Raw genomic sequence first — 15580 nt, 5'->3', positions numbered from 1 at the left:
TGCGCGCACCCCGTAAAACGGGAGCTTAGTTCATTCACCAGGCAGAGCAATATGCCCAACCGTCAGCAACGCGAAATCACACGCGAGATCAGCTATTCCCATTCTGCCGAGACCAAGGGCGGGCGGGCGTTGATCCGGATCCTTGAGAACACGACTGGACGGTTGCGCCTGATCAAGCGCGCGCAGGGATATGAAACCGAAGTGGCGGCAGGACGTGACTTCTGGGCCGTGATGGTTGAACGCTATGGGCTGACGCTGAACATCGTAGCGGGTAGCCTTGACAACATTCCCCGCGATAAGCCGTTGATCCTGATTGCCAATCATCCTTACGGCATTATGGACGGGCTGATGATGGGTCATATCCTGTCAACCATCCGGGGTGATTTTCGGATCATGGCAAATTCGGTCTTCAAGAAGGCCGAAGAGTTGAACAAGGTCCTGCTGCCGATCAGCTTTGATGACACGCGGGAGGCAATGGCGTTGAACGTGGCGACCCGCAAGGAGGCGTTGCGCTATCTTGGCGACGGCGGAGCGATTGGCATCTTTCCCGGTGGGACTGTCAGCACGGCAGCAAAGCCGTTTTCGCGGCCCATGGATCCCGGCTGGCGCGGTTTTACGGCGCGCATGGTCGCCAAATCCGAGGCGACGGTTGTGCCGCTCTACTTCGATGGACACACCAGCCGCATGTTTCAGATTGCCAGCCACCTACACAATACGTTGCGACTTGGTCTGCTGATCAAAGAGTTCAAGAAACGTGTCGATACGCCCGTCGATGTGGCCATCGGAGAGCCGATCGGCAGGGATTTGCTGGACCCCTTGGCGCAGCACCCCAAACAGATGATGGAATTCCTGCGCAAAGCCACGTATGAGCTGAACCCGAACCCGGTCAAGATGTTTGACCTTGGATATGAGTTCGAAGAGCGGCACCGCACCTGAGCCGCAAGAGGCGCGACATGGCAGTTGGTATTTTCGATTCCGGTCTGGGCGGGCTAACGGTTCTGGACGCCGCGCAAAAGCGGTTGCCGGATGTGGAGTTCGTGTATCTCGCCGACAGTGCCAACGCGCCCTACGGTGTGCGGACCGCCGACAACATCTATGACCTGACCTGCTCGGCGGTGCAGCGCCTGTTCGACGCTGGCTGTGATCTGGTCATTTTGGCCTGCAACACAGCCTCTGCCGCAGCCCTCCGTCGGATGCAGGAGGGGTGGGTTCCCGAGGACAAGCGGGTTCTTGGGGTGTTTGTGCCAATGATCGAAGCGCTGACCGAGAGGCAGTGGGGCGACAATTCGCCCCCGCGCGAAGTGGGTGTGCAGCATGTGGCGCTGTTTGCGACACCTGCCACGGTGGCAAGCCGCGCTTTTCAACGCGAATTGGCCTTTCGTGCCATCGGCGTGGACGTCGAGGCGCAGGCTTGCGGTGGTGTTGTAGATGCCATTGAGGATGGTGACATGATCCTTGCCGATGCGCTTGTGCGGTCTCATGTCGATGCGCTCAAGCGCAAGATGCCCCATCCGCAAGCGGCCATTCTGGGCTGCACGCACTACCCGTTGATGCAGGATGAATTTCAGGATGCGCTGGGTGCGGATGTTGCTGTGTATTCGCAGGCCGGCCTGGTCGGTGAAAGCCTTGCCGACTACCTGGAGCGGCATCCCGGCAAGATGGGAATAGGCAGTGCAGCATATCTGACCACGGGCGACCCCAAGACGGTCAGTCAGCGCGCCACGCAATTCTTGCGACGACAGATCACGTTTGAAGCCGCTTGATCTGACACTTTATCCAAGAAGACCGACATGACATACAACATCGCTATCCTGGGCGCATCCGGCTACACGGGCGCTGAACTGATCCGGTTGAGTTCCGGGCATTCATCCATCAATATCAAGGCTTTGGGCGCGTTCTCCAAGGCTGGGCAAACGGTTTCGCAGGTGTTTCCGCATCTGCGTCATCTGGACCTGCCGACCATGGTGTCCTTTGACCAGATTGACTGGTCTGGCATTGACCTGTGTTTCTGCGCCTTGCCGCACAAAACGAGCCAAGAGGTGATCTCTGGCCTGCCGCGGGATTTACGGATCGTGGACCTGAGCGCTGATTTCCGGCTGCGGGATCCGGAGGCCTATGCCAAGTGGTATGGCAACCCGCATTCTGCCGTCGAGATGCAGGGGGAAGCGGTCTATGGTTTGACCGAATTCTATCGCGATGAGATTGCGGGCGCGCGGCTGGTGGCCGGGACCGGATGCAACGCCGCGACGGGTCAGTTTGCATTGCGGCCGTTGATTGCGGCAGGTGTGATTGATCTGGATGACATCATTCTGGACCTGAAAGCTGCCGTGTCGGGGGCTGGCCGGGCCTTGAAAGAGAATTTGCTGCATGCGGAACTGAGCGAGGGCTACCATGCGTATGCTACCGGAGGCAGTCACCGGCATTTGGGCGAGTTCGATCAGGAGTTTTCAAAGGTTGCGGGACGGGATGTGCACATCCAGTTCCTGCCGCATCTGATCCCGGCCAACCGGGGGATTTTGGGCACCGCCTATGTGAAGGGCGAAGCGCAGGCAATTTATGATGTGCTGGCGGCTGCTTATGCGACCGAGCCGTTCATCGAGGTGCTGCCAATGGGCGAGGTGCCCAGCACCCGGCATGTGCGCGGATCGAACTTTTGCCACATCGGTGTGGCACCCGACCGGACGCCGGGGCGGACCGTTGTGATCGCGGCCCTCGATAATTTGACCAAGGGATCGTCGGGGCAAGCGTTGCAAAATGCCAATCTGATGTTAGGTATTTCCGAGACCGAAGGGCTGATGATGGCCCCGTTGTTCCCGTGACGTGAGCCCATGAAGAGCCTGAAAAAGCAGCGCCGTATCCAGATCATCGCCCTTGCAGCGGTGGCGTTGATCGTATCCACGGCGCTGATTGGCTATGCGATGCGGGATGGCATCAACTTTTTCCGGGCGCCCAGCCAGATCCTGGCGGAGCCGCCTGGTCCAACGGAAGTGTTCCGTATTGGTGGGCTGGTGGCCGAAGGATCACTGATGCGAGGGCAGGGAGAGTCGATTCGCTTTGAGGTCACAGATGGTGGCGGGACGGTGCCCGTTGTCTTTACTGGCGTGTTGCCCGATCTTTTTGAAGAGAACCAGGGCATGGTTGGCACCGGTTCCTACATTAACGGCGTCTTTGAAGCTTCTGAAATTCTTGCCAAACACGACGAGACCTATATGCCCGCGGAGGTGGTCGACGCCCTTAAGGAACAGGGTGTTTACCAAGAGCCCGAGACCTAGCGTACGGTCGCGTTAAGGCCCGTTAACCAACATCAAAGCAGTCTTCCCATCTCATCTTAGGGGAAGGACTGGCTTATGCAGAGTGTCCGAGACATTGCAGAAGAGATCGTTGGCCGCGAGGGTGGTTTTGTGAACGACCCGGATGATCCGGGTGGAGCCACGAATTTCGGGGTGACCATTCACACCATGCGTCGGCTGCGGCTGGATCTGGATCGCGATGGCGACGTGGATGTGCGCGATGTGCGGCGTCTCAGCCGTGCGCAGGCCATCGATATCTTTGTCATGCACTACTTTGAACGCCCACAAATTGCCGCATTGCCTGCGTCGCTGCATGCAACCGTCTTTGACATGTATGTCAACGCGGGTGCCAACGCGATCAAGATCCTGCAGCGCTTGCTGAATTCCATGGGCCACAATGTTGCGGTCGATGGAGCCCTGGGCCCGCAGAGCATCGGGGCTGCGCGCGCAGCCTATCACGCCGCTCCAGATCATCTGGTCGATGCTTATGGGATTGCGCGCCGCAATTATTACTTCCGCATCGCCGACAATCGGCCAGCCAGCCGCAAGTACGCGCGCAGTCGGGCAGGCGGGAAGGGCGGCTGGATCAAACGGGCCGAGGAGTTCATCGCGCCGCGCTTTCATCTGACAGATGCGCAGTTTGGGGAAAGGGTTGAGCTATGGGGATGATTGATCGGCTGTTCGGGCTGTTGTTTGGTGGTGGCCGCAACGTGGTAAAAGACACCGTCGAAGTGTTTCGTGAAAACGCCGAAGCGGGGTCGGCACGTGCACATGACGTGCAAATTCAGGCGATGCGCGAGTTCGGAGCCGAGTTCGCGGTGCCGCGCCAGGGCGTGTTTGATCGGGTGATGGACGCGATCAACCGCTTGCCGCGTCCCGCGCTGGCCTTGGGCACGCTTGGCCTGTTCGTGTCGGCCATGGTCGAACCCTTGTGGTTTGCAGAACGGATGCAGGGCATTGCGCTGGTGCCAGAGCCGCTTTGGTGGCTGTTGGGTGTCATTGTATCCTTCTATTTCGGGGCACGGCACCAGGTGAAGGCGCAGCAATTTCAGCGCGAGATCGTGCAAACCATGGCACATGTTCCGCAGGTGATGGAGAACGTGTCGGCCCTGCGGAAAATGCGTCATGACGGGATCGGTGCTGCTGCGACGGATGGGGACGCTACGCTGACCTTTGCGTCGCTGGCGCAGGGGGACAATGCCGCTCTTGAAGAGTGGCGCGCCGCGGCGTAATCAACGGTCGCTGGCGCAGACGTGATGCGACATAAACGGCAGACCCATTGGCGACGGGGAGCGGGCGACATATAACGAGGTCATGATTACAGAGCTCGGTCACTTTGCCCTCGTCCTCGCCTTTTTGATTGCTATTGTTCAGGCCGTGGTGCCCCTGGTCGGGGCATGGCGCCGCGATGCGCGCTGGATGGCGGTGGCAGAGCCTGCGGCTTCCGCACAGTTCCTGTTGATCGCCTTTTCGTTTGCGGCGTTGATGTGGGCGTTCATCGTTTCGGATTTCTCTCTCCGGCTGGTGGTGCTGAACAGCCATTCAGCAAAACCGATGCTCTACAAGATTTCAGGCACTTGGGGGAACCACGAAGGGTCCATGCTGCTGTGGGTTCTGATTGTGGCCTTGTTTGGCGCCATGGCCGCTTGGTTTGGAGACAATCTGCCGCCAACCCTGCGGGCCCGTGTGCTGGCAGTGCAGGGGGCGATTGGTGTCGCCTTCCTTGCCTTTATTCTGTTCACATCAAATCCGTTTCTGCGTTTGGCTGTGCCGCCGTTTGACGGGCAGGATCTCAACCCATTGCTGCAGGATCCCGGTTTGGCATTTCATCCGCCGTTTCTGTATCTCGGTTATGTCGGCCTGAGCATGGCGTTTTCCTTTGCGGTGGCGGCCTTGATCGAGGGGCGCGTGGATGCGGCCTGGGGTCGTTGGGTGCGGCCGTGGACGCTGGCGGCCTGGGTGTTCCTGACCATCGGGATCGCGTTGGGGTCCTGGTGGGCCTATTACGAGCTTGGTTGGGGCGGCTTCTGGTTCTGGGACCCGGTCGAAAACGCGTCTTTCATGCCCTGGTTGTTGGCAGCGGCGCTGCTGCATTCCGCCATCGTGGTTGAGAAGCGTGAGAGCTTGAAATCGTGGACCATCCTGCTGGCCATCCTGGCCTTTGGCTTTTCGTTGATTGGCACATTTATCGTGCGGTCAGGCTTGCTGACCTCGGTCCATGCCTTTGCCAACGATCCTGAGCGTGGTGTGTTCATCCTGATGATCATGGGTTTCTTCATGGGCGGGGCGTTGATCCTGTTCGCGCTGCGTGCAGGCACGATGGAAGCGCGTGGGGTCTTTGGCATGGTCAGTCGTGAAAGCGCGTTGGTGGTCAACAACCTGCTGCTTGCGGTGAGTTGTTTTGTCGTCTTCGTGGGCACGACGTGGCCGCTCGTGGCCGAGATGTTCTTTGACCGCAAGTTGAGCGTCGGGCCGCCGTTCTTCAACATGGCCTTCACGCCCTTCATGGTGATCCTTGGTCTGATCCTGCCCATCGGCGCGATGATCCCCTGGAAGCGGGGACAAATAGCACGTGCGATTCGGCCCTTGCGCTATGTGTTCGTTTTGGCATTGGCCGTCGGCGGGCTGGCATGGGCAATGAACACAGGCAAACCACTGACCGGACCATTGGGCGCTTTCCTTGGGGCGTGGCTGGTCATGGGGGCGATGGTCGATCTCGCGTCTCGCACCGGCAAGACCTTCAATTTTGGTCGGCTGTGGCGCTTGCCGCGGGCTGACTGGGGCAAGACAGTTGCGCATGCCGGGTTGGGTGTCACCATGATCGGTGTGGCGGGCCTGACGGCATGGCAATCCGAGGATATCCGCGTGGCCCAGATTGGAGAGCAGTTTACGGTTGGGGGGTATGACCTGACCCTTGATGCGGTCGAGGATTTGGAAGGGCCGAACTATCTCTCCACGATGGCCAGCATTACCCTGTCGCGGGATGGGGATGAGATTGCGCAACTGCGTCCTGAGAAACGGATTTATCCGGTGGCACAGATGCCCACGACGGAAGCCGGGATCGACTATGATCTGGCGCGCGATGTCTATGTCGTTATCGGCGATGCGCAACAGGGCGGTGGTTGGGCTGTGCGGACCTATATCAAACCACTGACTAACTGGATTTGGATCGGCTGCGCGCTGATGGCCCTGGGTGGCCTGTTGTCCTTGAGCGACCGCCGTTTCCGTGTGGCAGTGGGCGCGCGCAAGATGCAGGCGGTACCCGCGGAATGAGGCGGCTTGCAATCATCTTCTGGCTGCTTCTGAGCACTGCAGCGCTGGCGCTTGATCCGTCCGAGATGCTGGAGGACCCGGCGCAAGAGGCGCGAGCCCGCGCATTGGACCACGCGCTGCGGTGCGTGGTGTGTCAGTCCGAATCCGTTGCGTCGTCGAACGCGCAATGGGCCATCGATGCGCGGCAGGTTATTCGCGAACAGGTGGTGGCAGGGCAAAGCAATGCGCAGATCGTTGATTTCTTTGTCGAGCGGTATGGAGAGTTCGTGTTGATGACGCCCCGTGCATCCGGGTCGAGCTGGATGTTGTGGGCGGCCGGGCCGCTGATGTTCTTGTTGGCCGCTGGCATCGGCTTTGGTTATTTGCGCGGGCGTAGCGCGGCATCGGTCGCCTCTGAAGACGGGCTGAGCGACAAGGAAACCCGCCGTTTGCGCGAGATTATGGACGAGTGACCGCGCGTCGGGGCTTTTCCAAACTGATCGGTTTGATATTGAGGACCGGAACCTAAAGGGACACCGGCCATGAAATACGAGACGCTCACCTATGAAATGGAAGACGGCGCGGCGATCATCACGCTGAACAGACCCGATGTGATGAACGCGCTCACCACCCAGATGCGTGCAGAGATCGAAGTGGCTGTCACACATGCCGGTAAATCGGCACGTGTTGTGGTGTTGACCGGTGCCGGGCGCGCCTTTTGCTCGGGTCAGGATTTGGGGGATCGCGCCAATGCGTCCAACCTGGATCTGGAACGGACGTTGCGTGACGAATACACCCCGATGCTGAACGCGATTGTTGACTGTCCCGTGCCAACGGTGGCTGTGGTGAACGGCGCGGCAGCCGGGGCAGGCGCAAACCTTGCGCTGGCCTGTGACGTGGTGATTGCATCCGAGAGCGCTTATTTTCTACAGGCCTTTACGCGCATCGGCCTGATTCCGGATGCCGGGGGTACCTATGTGCTGCCCCGCACGATGGGTATGGCCAAAGCCATCGGAGCTGCGCTGTTCGCCGAAAAGATCACGGCCAGCCAAGCGGATGCCTGGGGTATGATCTGGGAAGCGGTGGCCGATGACGGGTTCGAGGAACACTGGAAGGCGCGTGTCGCGCATCTGTCGAACGGCCCGACCAAGGCATTTGCCGCCGCCAAGCGCGTGATCCGTGAAAGCTGGAGCAACGACCTTGAGGCACAAATGGCGTCTGAAGCGTCCGAGCAGGGGGCCTGCGGGCAAAGCCGTGACTTCCGCGAGGGTGTTCTGGCGTTTGTTGAAAAACGCAAGCCGAGTTTCGAGGGGCGGTAATTCGACGGTTGCCGAGGCGCGCATACAGGGTGCCTGATCTTGGCATAGCCGCGGTTTCTGCACGTTGGCTCATGCCGCTCTTGGACAGAAAAACGATGTTGCACGGCGCCCTGCACATGCAGGGCGCACGTGTTTCAAAAATTGCGGCTAGGCACGCGATTCAAGCAAATCGACGTTGTACCCTTCGATCTGGATGATATCGGTCTGGAATATCTGTCCCGCGCCGCCCTGAACCACCGTTGTCAGAACGCCGTCGACGAAGATGTTTACGTCGCTGCCCGCTTCGGAAATGGTGATGTTGACGGGAGAAGATCCAACCGCACGCATGACCACGAGGCTGTCATCCTCTTCGTCGAAGTCGGTGATCGTGCTTTCGCCAGCAGAGTTACCCGCCGAGTCTGCGATAATTATGAAATCATCTTCGCCCGCACCGCCCGTGGCAATGTCGCCCGCTCCGAATGTCAGCGCATCGTTGCCGGCCCGTCCATCAAGAAGGTCGACTTCATTGTCATCCTCAATCGTCAGTCCGGTTCCGGGCGCAACACCCAAAACCTCAGCCAGGGATCGTGAACCATCCTGCAGTGCCTCAGCTTGGGATGTTGTAAGCGGGTCGCCTACAACACTGCCACCAAATATCTGATCGGCACCTGCACCGCCGCGCACGGTATCTTCGCCCGCGCCGCCCACAACCGTGTCCTGACCGCCTTCGCCGGCAACTTCATCGTTGCCGTCATTGCCGTTAACCCAGTCGCCATCGTCGCCCCCCATGATCGTATCCGTGTTGCCGCGACCCTGCAGGAAATCGCTGCCCGTATTGCCAAAGATCAGATCGTCGCCGCCCTGACCTTGAACAATGTCGTCACCGTCGCCGCCAAGCACGGAATCGTCGCCACCACTCGCTGATATGGTGTCGTTTCCGGGTCCGGCATCCACGATATCGTTCCCGGGTCCGCCAGCGATACTGTCGGGTCCGCCTGTCCCAAGCAGGACTTCGCCTTCGTCTCCGATCGTTTCCAGCCGCAAAAGGTTGAACTGCCCGTCTTGTAGCAGCGCCCCGAGGGAAACACCGGGCAGCAGGGCGACAATATCGCCATTCACCGAAAAACCGGGTGTCCCGTCGTCACTTTCCACAAAACCGGCTGTGGAAGGAAATGTCTCGTTGAACTGGTATTCGATCACGTCGTTTGCAGTGTCAAAATCGGTGATGGTCACCGGTTCAGACGGATCGACCCATTCACCAATCACGATTTCATCGGACCCGTCGCCGGACGTGACCAGATCTGAGCTGCCTGCCAATAGGATATCGTTGCCATCACCCCCATCGAGCGTATCCGCCTCGCCAGGGTCGGCTGTCAGGTCGACAAAAGCCTCAATTTCCTCGTCTGTCAGGTCTCGTTCCAGGTCCTGCGCTGTCCGGAACAGACCTGGTCCGTCGATAATGTCCGCGCCGATGATGAAATCATCACCTGCACCACCCATCATCGTATCATTTCCGGCACCGCCGAAGATCTCATCGTCGCCCGATCCTCCGGACAGTGCGTCGCCTCCGGCTTCGCCAAAAGCCAAGTCGTCACCAGCACCAGAAAATATGGCATCACCACCGCTACCGCCCAACAAAGCGTCGTTGCCGCCACCACCAAATACTGTGTCATTCCCGGCGCCGGCGTCGACACTGTCGTTCGTGTCACTGCCGTCGAAACGTTCATCATCGCTTTTTTCAGCGTCTTTTGAAGTGTCGTCGTCGTCATCATTAAAAACGCTGACCAGAAGTCCAACACCCAACAACGTAAGTAACGTAATACCGATACCCATCTTCACCGTCCCCACATGGTTATGTGGCGATTTAGTGGCAGACCACTCAGGCAGTCAAGACGACGAAGTTCATTGTTTCACTGACAGAAACAGCACCGTAGAAGTCATGCGATTGAAACGAAAAACCCCCACTCGATGGTGGGGGTTTGTAAACGTCAGCGGCTTTCGATATCGACATAGTCGCGTGACGTTTCGCCCAGGTAAAGCTGGCGCGGGCGGCCAATCTTGTTCTGTGGATCGGCGATCATTTCTTTCCACTGCGAGATCCAGCCCACCGTCCGCGACATGGCAAAGATCGGGGTGAACATTGACGTGGGGAAGCCCATCGCCTCGAGGATGATACCGGAATAGAAGTCCACATTCGGGAACAGCTTCTTCTCGGCGAAATACGGATCCTGAAGCGCCTGTTTTTCTAGTTCCTTGGCGACCTGCAGGACCGGGTTATTCTCGACACCAAGCAGTTCCAGAACTTCGTCGGCGGATTGTTTCATGACTGTCGCGCGCGGGTCGAAGTTCTTGTAGACGCGGTGCCCGAAGCCCATCAGGCGGAACGGATCGTTCTTGTCCTTAGCGCGCGCAATGAATTCCGGGATACGGTCGACGCTGCCGATTTCTTTCAGCATCTCGAGGCAGGCTTGGTTCGCACCACCGTGTGCCGGCCCCCAGAGGCACGCAATGCCAGCCGCGATACAGGCAAACGGGTTTGCGCCCGAGGACGAAGCCAGACGCACGGTCGAGGTCGAGGCGTTCTGCTCGTGATCCGCGTGCAGCGTAAAGATGCGGTCCATGGCACGGGACAGGATCGGGTTGACCTCGTAATCCTCGGCCGGGACGGCAAAGCACATGCGCAGGAAGTTCGAAGCATAATCCAGATCGTTGCGCGGATAGATGAACGGTTGGCCGATCGAGAACTTGTAGGCCCAAGCCGCAATTGTCGGCATCTTGGCGATCAGGCGGATCGAAGCGACCTCGCGCTGGTGTTCGTCATGGATGTCGGTGGAATCGTGGTAGAAGGCGGACATCGCACCGACAACGCCGGTCATGATCGCCATCGGGTGCGCGTCACGGCGGAAGCCACGATAGAAATACTGCATTTGCTCGTGCAGCATGGTGTGGTTGGTGACCAGGCTCTCGAACTCTTCCAGCTGCGATGCCGATGGGAGTTCACCATAAAGCAACAGATAGCACACTTCGAGGTAGTGGGATTTGCCGGCCAGTTGTTCGATAGGGTAGCCGCGGTGCAACAATACGCCGTTGCCACCATCGATGAAGGTGATGGTGCTGTCGCAGCTGGCTGTCGAGGTGAAGCCTGGATCGTAGGTGAACACACCCGCCTGACCATAGAGTTTGCGGATGTCCAGCACATCTGGGCCGGCGGTGGGCGAGTGGATCGGCAGGTCGTAGCTGTCGTCACCAATTGTCAGGGTTGCGGATTTTTGGGTATCGGCCATCTGGGTCGTTCCTTTCGTCGCGTGGCGGGCGCAGCCGCCAAGGGCCGCGGCATACCCGCGTGCCCATCGTTAGACTGCGCACCATGAACGATTGATGAACCTCGTCAGGCGGCAGCATCCTCAAGCCTGGCAAGGGTTTCGTCGCGCCCCAGCACCAGCATCATGTCAAAGACCGAAGGCGTTACGGCCCGACCTGCAAGGGCGGCCCGCAAAGGACCTGCCAGCTTGCCGAATTTCGTGTCCTGCGACGCAGCAAAATTGTTCAGGACCGCCTCCAAACTGTCACGAGACCAAGTAACGGTTTGCAACTGCGGCGTCAATTGCGACAGTATACTACGGGATACACTATCAAGCGCTTTTGATGCTTTCTCATCCGGCGTTATTGGTCTCTCTGTCAGAACAAAATATGCTTTTTCAAGGAGTTCCGGCAAAGTCTTGGCTCGCTCTTTGACATGCGGCAATGCCGTCAGCAGCCCATCTTTCTGCGATTGTTTCAGTTGTTCTAAACCAGCGACCTCCAGATATCTTTCAATTTCTTGCTGCAATGCAGCGTCATTGGTTTGTGCGATATGCTGCCCGCTCAGGTTTTCGAGCTTCTTTACATCGAACCGGGCGGGGCTTTTTCCAATCCCGCCCAGATCAAACCATTCCCTGGCTTGCGCATCCGTAAAGAACTCGTCGTCGCCATGGCTCCACCCCAGACGCGCGAGGTAGTTGCGCATCCCGGCTGCCGGATATCCCATGATCTGGTACTCTTGCGCCCCAAGCGCCCCGTGACGCTTCGAAAGCTTCTTGCCATCAGGTCCGTGGATCAGTGGGATGTGGGCCCAGACCGGAACGTCCCAACCCATCGCATCGTAGATCATCATCTGGCGTGCCGCGTTGTTCAGATGGTCATCGCCGCGGATCACGTGAGTCACGCCCATGTCGTGGTCGTCGACCACGACGGCCAGCATGTAGACGGGGGTGCCGTCGGCGCGCAGCAGGACCATGTCGTCCAACTGGTCATTGCGGATGGTCACATCGCCTTGCACCTCGTCACGGATCACGGTGTTGCCCACTTGAGGAGCCTTGATCCGCACGACGAAGGGAACATCGGGATGTGTGGTTGGGTCAGCGTTGCGCCAGGGCGAGCGGAATAGGGTCGATTTGCCGTCGGCCCGGGCAGCTTCGCGGAACGCGGCGATCTCTTCTTGCGACGAGAAACATTTGTATGCCTTGCCGTCCGACAAAAGCCGGTTGGCCACTTCGGCGTGCCGGTCTACGCGCGCGAACTGGCTGATCACGTCGCCGTCGTGGTCAAGGCCCAGCCAAGCCATTCCGTCAAGGATTGCTTGCGTGGCTTCCGGTGTCGAGCGTGCGCGGTCGGTGTCTTCGATCCGGAGCAGGAAAGTGCCTCCGCGCCCGCGTGCATACAGCCAGTTGAACAGCGCCGTGCGTGCGCCGCCGATGTGCAGGAAGCCGGTGGGCGAGGGGGCAAAGCGGGTGACGACGGGTTGGGACATGGTGTGCGTTTACCTTTGTTTAACCACGAAGAGTCTACGGTTTGCGCTCCTGATACTCACCATGGGCGAGAGGGGCAAGCATGGGGCATGGCCTGGGATTTCGCCACGTGATGCTGATCCAGCGTGGTCACCTGTTTGGATGGTGCCCGGTTGGGATGGCATGCGGGATTGCCCTGTTCTTCGGTCTTCGATTTGAGCCATCCATTGTCCTAATCCTGAGTGTCGGGGGGGCCGGGGCAGGGGTTGCGCTTGCAGCCCGGCGCGTCGGAGAAGTGATGTCGCCCCTATTGGTGTTCCTTGCAATGATTGCGCTCGGTTTTGTGCTCGCTGGATGGCGCGCCCATTCCGTGGCGGGCCCGGTGCTGGACTGGCGGTATTATGGGCCGGTCGAGGGGCGCATTGTTGGTATGGATCGCAGTGCATCCGATGCGGTGCGCCTGACCTTGGATCACGTCAAGCTGGACCGCGTCGCGCCGTCCAAGACACCCAAGCGCGTTCGTATTTCATTGCATGGAGAGGTTGGTCTGGGTGTCGCACCAGAACCCGGCTTGCGGGTCATGACAACCGCGCATCTCGGCCCCCCGGGCGGCCCGGTAGAGCCAGGTGGTTTTGATTTCCAGCGCCATGCCTGGTTCGCAGAATTGGGTGCGGTCGGCTATACCCGCGTGCCGCTGGTCGCCATCAGCATGGCGGAATTCGACCTGCGCCAAACGCTGTTTCGCATCCGCATGTCTGTTTCGACCCATGTTCGTTCTGTCCTGCCCGGAGATGTGGGAGGGTTTGCTGCGGCTGTGACCACAGGGGACCGCAGTGGGATCAGTCAGGACGCGTTACAAGATCTGCGCGCCTCGAACACGGCCCACCTGTTGGCCATCTCAGGGCTGCATATGGGCCTGTTGTCTGGCTTTGTGTTTGGCCTGTTGCGCCTGATCTTTGCCTTGGTTCCGCGTGTCGCGCTGTATTGGCCTGCCCGAAAACTGGCCGCATTCGGCGCCTTGATCGCTGCGTCGGTCTACCTTGCTTTGTCCGGGGGCAACGTCGCGACCGAGCGTGCCTATGTCATGGTGGCCGTTGCCCTTTGCGCGGTGCTGGTCAATCGGCGTGCCATCAGCTTGCGATCGGTTGCCATGGCTGCGCTGATCGTCCTGACGTTGCGACCTGAGGCGTTGATGGGGCCGGGGTTCCAGATGTCCTTTGCCGCCACCACGGCGCTTGTCGCCGTATTTGGCTGGATTCGTGATCTTGATTGGTCACTTGGCCCAAAGTGGATCCAGCCCGTTTTAGGGGTGGTGATCTCTTCGGCCGTGGCGGGGCTTGCGACCGCACCTATTGGTGCTGCGCATTTCAACACGATGGCGCACTACGGGTTGATTGCGAACCTTGCGAGCGTTCCCTTGATGGGGACGCTTGTGATCCCGGCAGCCGTGCTTGCGCTGATCCTGGCACCCGTCGGCCTCGATATCCTTGGTTTGTGGTTGATGGGGTTGGGATTGCGCTGGATTCTTTGGGTCGCAGATGCGGTCTCCAGTTTGGATGGCGCGCAGGGTTATGTTGCGGGACCCAGCCCCGCCGTGTTGCCCTTGATGGCTTTGGGTATGCTCTTTGTCATCCTGTGGCAGGGGCGTGCACGTTTCGTGGGGGTGACGGCCGTCGGTCTTGCCTTGCTTTTGTGGCAAACCGGGTCGCGCCCGCAGGTGCTTGTGGCAGATACCGGCGGGATTGTCGGGCTGATGACCGATGAAGGGCGTGCATTGAGCCGGGCAAAGGGCTCTGGTTTTGTCGCTCGCAACTGGTTGGAGAATGACGGAGAGGGCATTGATCAGGTGGCCGCAGCGGCCCGTTGGGAAAATGGGACTGGCCCGCAGATCGTGCATTTGAGTGGCAAACGCGCAGCAGCTGCATTCACCGGCTGTGTGAAAGGCGATATCGTTGTCAGCAATACGGATCTTGTCGAAGCCACAAAGCTGCCTTGTCTGGTCCTGACCCCACCCATTCTTCGACGCACAGGGGCCGTCGCATTGGTTGAAACGGGGGGTACGTTACATCTTCGGACGGCGCGCGACGTTGCAGGGGATCGCATGTGGTCTGGCTGGTCCAAAGACCCGCAGCCCCAATTGACGGCCCTTGTTCCAGACAACTGGATTGTCGCACAAAGCAAGTAGGGCGGACCCATGGTCCGCCCTACGGCACCAAGATCACGCGGCAATCGCAACTGTAAGGCGCACGTGTCGTGCGCGCCCGGTTCAGTAGGTGCGGATCAGACCAACCAAGCGCCCTTGCACTTTGACCTGGCCAACCGGGAGAACCCGTGTCTCATATGCCGGGTTGGCTGCTTCGAGCGCGATAGTGTCACCCTTGCGCATGTAGCGTTTCAGCGTTGCCTCATGATCTTCGACCAGCGCGACAACAATGTCCCCGTTATCTGCGGTCGATGTCTCGCGAATGACCACCACATCGCCATCATTGATACCGGCGTCGATCATCGAGTCGCCCTTGACCTCAAGCGCATAGTGATCGCCCTGGCCGGACAACATCTGCCCAGGCACCGCGACGGAGTGAGAGACCTCGGAAATGGCGGAGATTGGCACCCCGGCGGCAATCCGGCCCATCACAGGCAGCGTTATAGCATCTGCGGTTTCAACAGGGCGGGCCGCCGCCGGGGGCGGAGCATCGGGCTTGTCGCCATCAATCACGCGGGGTTGGAACCCACCGGGTGCACCGCCCAGGCTTTCGGGTAGGCGCACCACTTCGATGGCGCGCGCACGGTGGGCGAGGCGGCGAATGAACCCGCGTTCTTCCAGCGCCGTGATCAGACGGTGAATGCCCGATTTGGACCGCAGATCCAGCGCCTCTTTCATTTCGTCGAAACTGGGGGGTACACCATCGCGCTGCACCCGTTTGTGAATGAATTCGAGCAGATCAAGCTGCTTCTTGGTCAACATTGTTCGTCC

14 protein-coding genes are annotated in these 15580 nt (G+C 59.4%); 10 read left to right on the top strand and 4 right to left on the bottom strand.

Annotation, left to right across the window (positions count from 1 at the left end):
- Window positions 1–51: 51 nt before the first annotated feature.
- From Q1A75_RS00865 to Q1A75_RS00825, 9 genes are all read left to right on the top strand, one after another.
- Complete coding sequence (locus Q1A75_RS00865; RefSeq protein ID WP_299552630.1) at window positions 52–936, top strand: lysophospholipid acyltransferase family protein; 885 nt, start codon at window positions 52–54, stop codon at window positions 934–936.
- A gap of 17 nt (window positions 937–953) precedes the next feature.
- Window positions 954–1763 carry an aspartate/glutamate racemase family protein gene (locus Q1A75_RS00860; RefSeq protein WP_299552633.1) on the top strand — a complete coding sequence of 270 codons (810 nt, stop codon included), beginning with the start codon at window positions 954–956 and terminating at the stop codon, window positions 1761–1763.
- 27 nt (window positions 1764–1790) lie between these two features.
- A complete protein-coding gene (argC, locus tag Q1A75_RS00855) occupies window positions 1791–2819 on the top strand; it encodes an N-acetyl-gamma-glutamyl-phosphate reductase (RefSeq protein ID WP_299552636.1) in 1029 nt (342 codons plus the stop codon).
- A 9-nt stretch (window positions 2820–2828) separates the two neighbouring features.
- A complete protein-coding gene (ccmE, locus tag Q1A75_RS00850; RefSeq protein WP_299552638.1) occupies window positions 2829–3272 on the top strand; it encodes a cytochrome c maturation protein CcmE in 444 nt (147 codons plus the stop codon).
- A gap of 75 nt (window positions 3273–3347) precedes the next feature.
- Window positions 3348–3959 carry a holin-associated N-acetylmuramidase gene (locus Q1A75_RS00845; protein WP_299552641.1) on the top strand — a complete coding sequence of 204 codons (612 nt, stop codon included), beginning with the start codon at window positions 3348–3350 and terminating at the stop codon, window positions 3957–3959.
- Complete coding sequence (locus Q1A75_RS00840) at window positions 3950–4522, top strand: holin family protein (RefSeq protein ID WP_299552644.1); 573 nt, start codon at window positions 3950–3952, stop codon at window positions 4520–4522. Before Q1A75_RS00845 ends, Q1A75_RS00840 begins: the two co-directional genes overlap by 10 nt.
- A gap of 82 nt (window positions 4523–4604) precedes the next feature.
- On the top strand, window positions 4605–6563 hold the full coding sequence (locus Q1A75_RS00835) for a heme lyase CcmF/NrfE family subunit (RefSeq protein ID WP_299552647.1): 1959 nt from the start codon (window positions 4605–4607) through the stop codon (window positions 6561–6563).
- The gene (locus Q1A75_RS00830; RefSeq protein ID WP_299552649.1) at window positions 6560–7015 is read left to right on the top strand and encodes a cytochrome c-type biogenesis protein; all 456 of its coding nucleotides are present in this window, start codon (window positions 6560–6562) and stop codon (window positions 7013–7015) included. Before Q1A75_RS00835 ends, Q1A75_RS00830 begins: the two co-directional genes overlap by 4 nt.
- A gap of 69 nt (window positions 7016–7084) precedes the next feature.
- Window positions 7085–7861 (top strand): enoyl-CoA hydratase-related protein, encoded by a 777-nt coding sequence (locus Q1A75_RS00825; protein ID WP_299552652.1) that lies wholly within the window; start codon window positions 7085–7087, stop codon window positions 7859–7861.
- A 147-nt stretch (window positions 7862–8008) separates the two neighbouring features.
- Here Q1A75_RS00825 and Q1A75_RS00820 read toward each other — a convergent pair whose 3' ends face one another.
- The 3 genes from Q1A75_RS00820 to gltX all read right to left on the bottom strand — a co-directional run bounded on the left by Q1A75_RS00820 (window position 8009) and on the right by gltX (window position 12629).
- Entirely contained in the window at window positions 8009–9673 is a 1665-nt protein-coding gene (locus Q1A75_RS00820; protein WP_299552655.1) for a calcium-binding protein, read from the bottom strand.
- Window positions 9674–9828: 155 nt separating this feature from the next.
- Window positions 9829–11124, bottom strand: coding sequence for a citrate synthase (gene gltA, locus Q1A75_RS00815; RefSeq protein ID WP_299552658.1), 1296 nt, complete (start codon window positions 11122–11124; stop codon window positions 9829–9831).
- A 104-nt stretch (window positions 11125–11228) separates the two neighbouring features.
- Window positions 11229–12629 carry a glutamate--tRNA ligase gene (gene gltX, locus Q1A75_RS00810; protein WP_299552660.1) on the bottom strand — a complete coding sequence of 467 codons (1401 nt, stop codon included), beginning with the start codon at window positions 12627–12629 and terminating at the stop codon, window positions 11229–11231.
- Between the two features lie 80 nt (window positions 12630–12709).
- Here gltX and Q1A75_RS00805 point away from each other — a divergent pair, with 80 nt between their 5' ends.
- On the top strand, window positions 12710–14791 hold the full coding sequence (locus Q1A75_RS00805) for a ComEC/Rec2 family competence protein (protein WP_299552663.1): 2082 nt from the start codon (window positions 12710–12712) through the stop codon (window positions 14789–14791).
- Window positions 14792–14872: 81 nt separating this feature from the next.
- On the opposite strand, the gene lexA is transcribed toward Q1A75_RS00805, so the two are convergent.
- Window positions 14873–15571 (bottom strand): transcriptional repressor LexA, encoded by a 699-nt coding sequence (lexA, locus tag Q1A75_RS00800; protein WP_299552666.1) that lies wholly within the window; start codon window positions 15569–15571, stop codon window positions 14873–14875.
- Between the last annotated feature and the right edge of the window lie 9 nt (window positions 15572–15580).

The organism is uncultured Tateyamaria sp., assembly GCF_947504105.1.
Lineage (GTDB): Bacteria > Pseudomonadota > Alphaproteobacteria > Rhodobacterales > Rhodobacteraceae > Tateyamaria.
The sequence above is the reverse complement of the archived record's forward strand: the minus strand, read 5'-3'. Positions and strand labels throughout refer to the sequence as shown.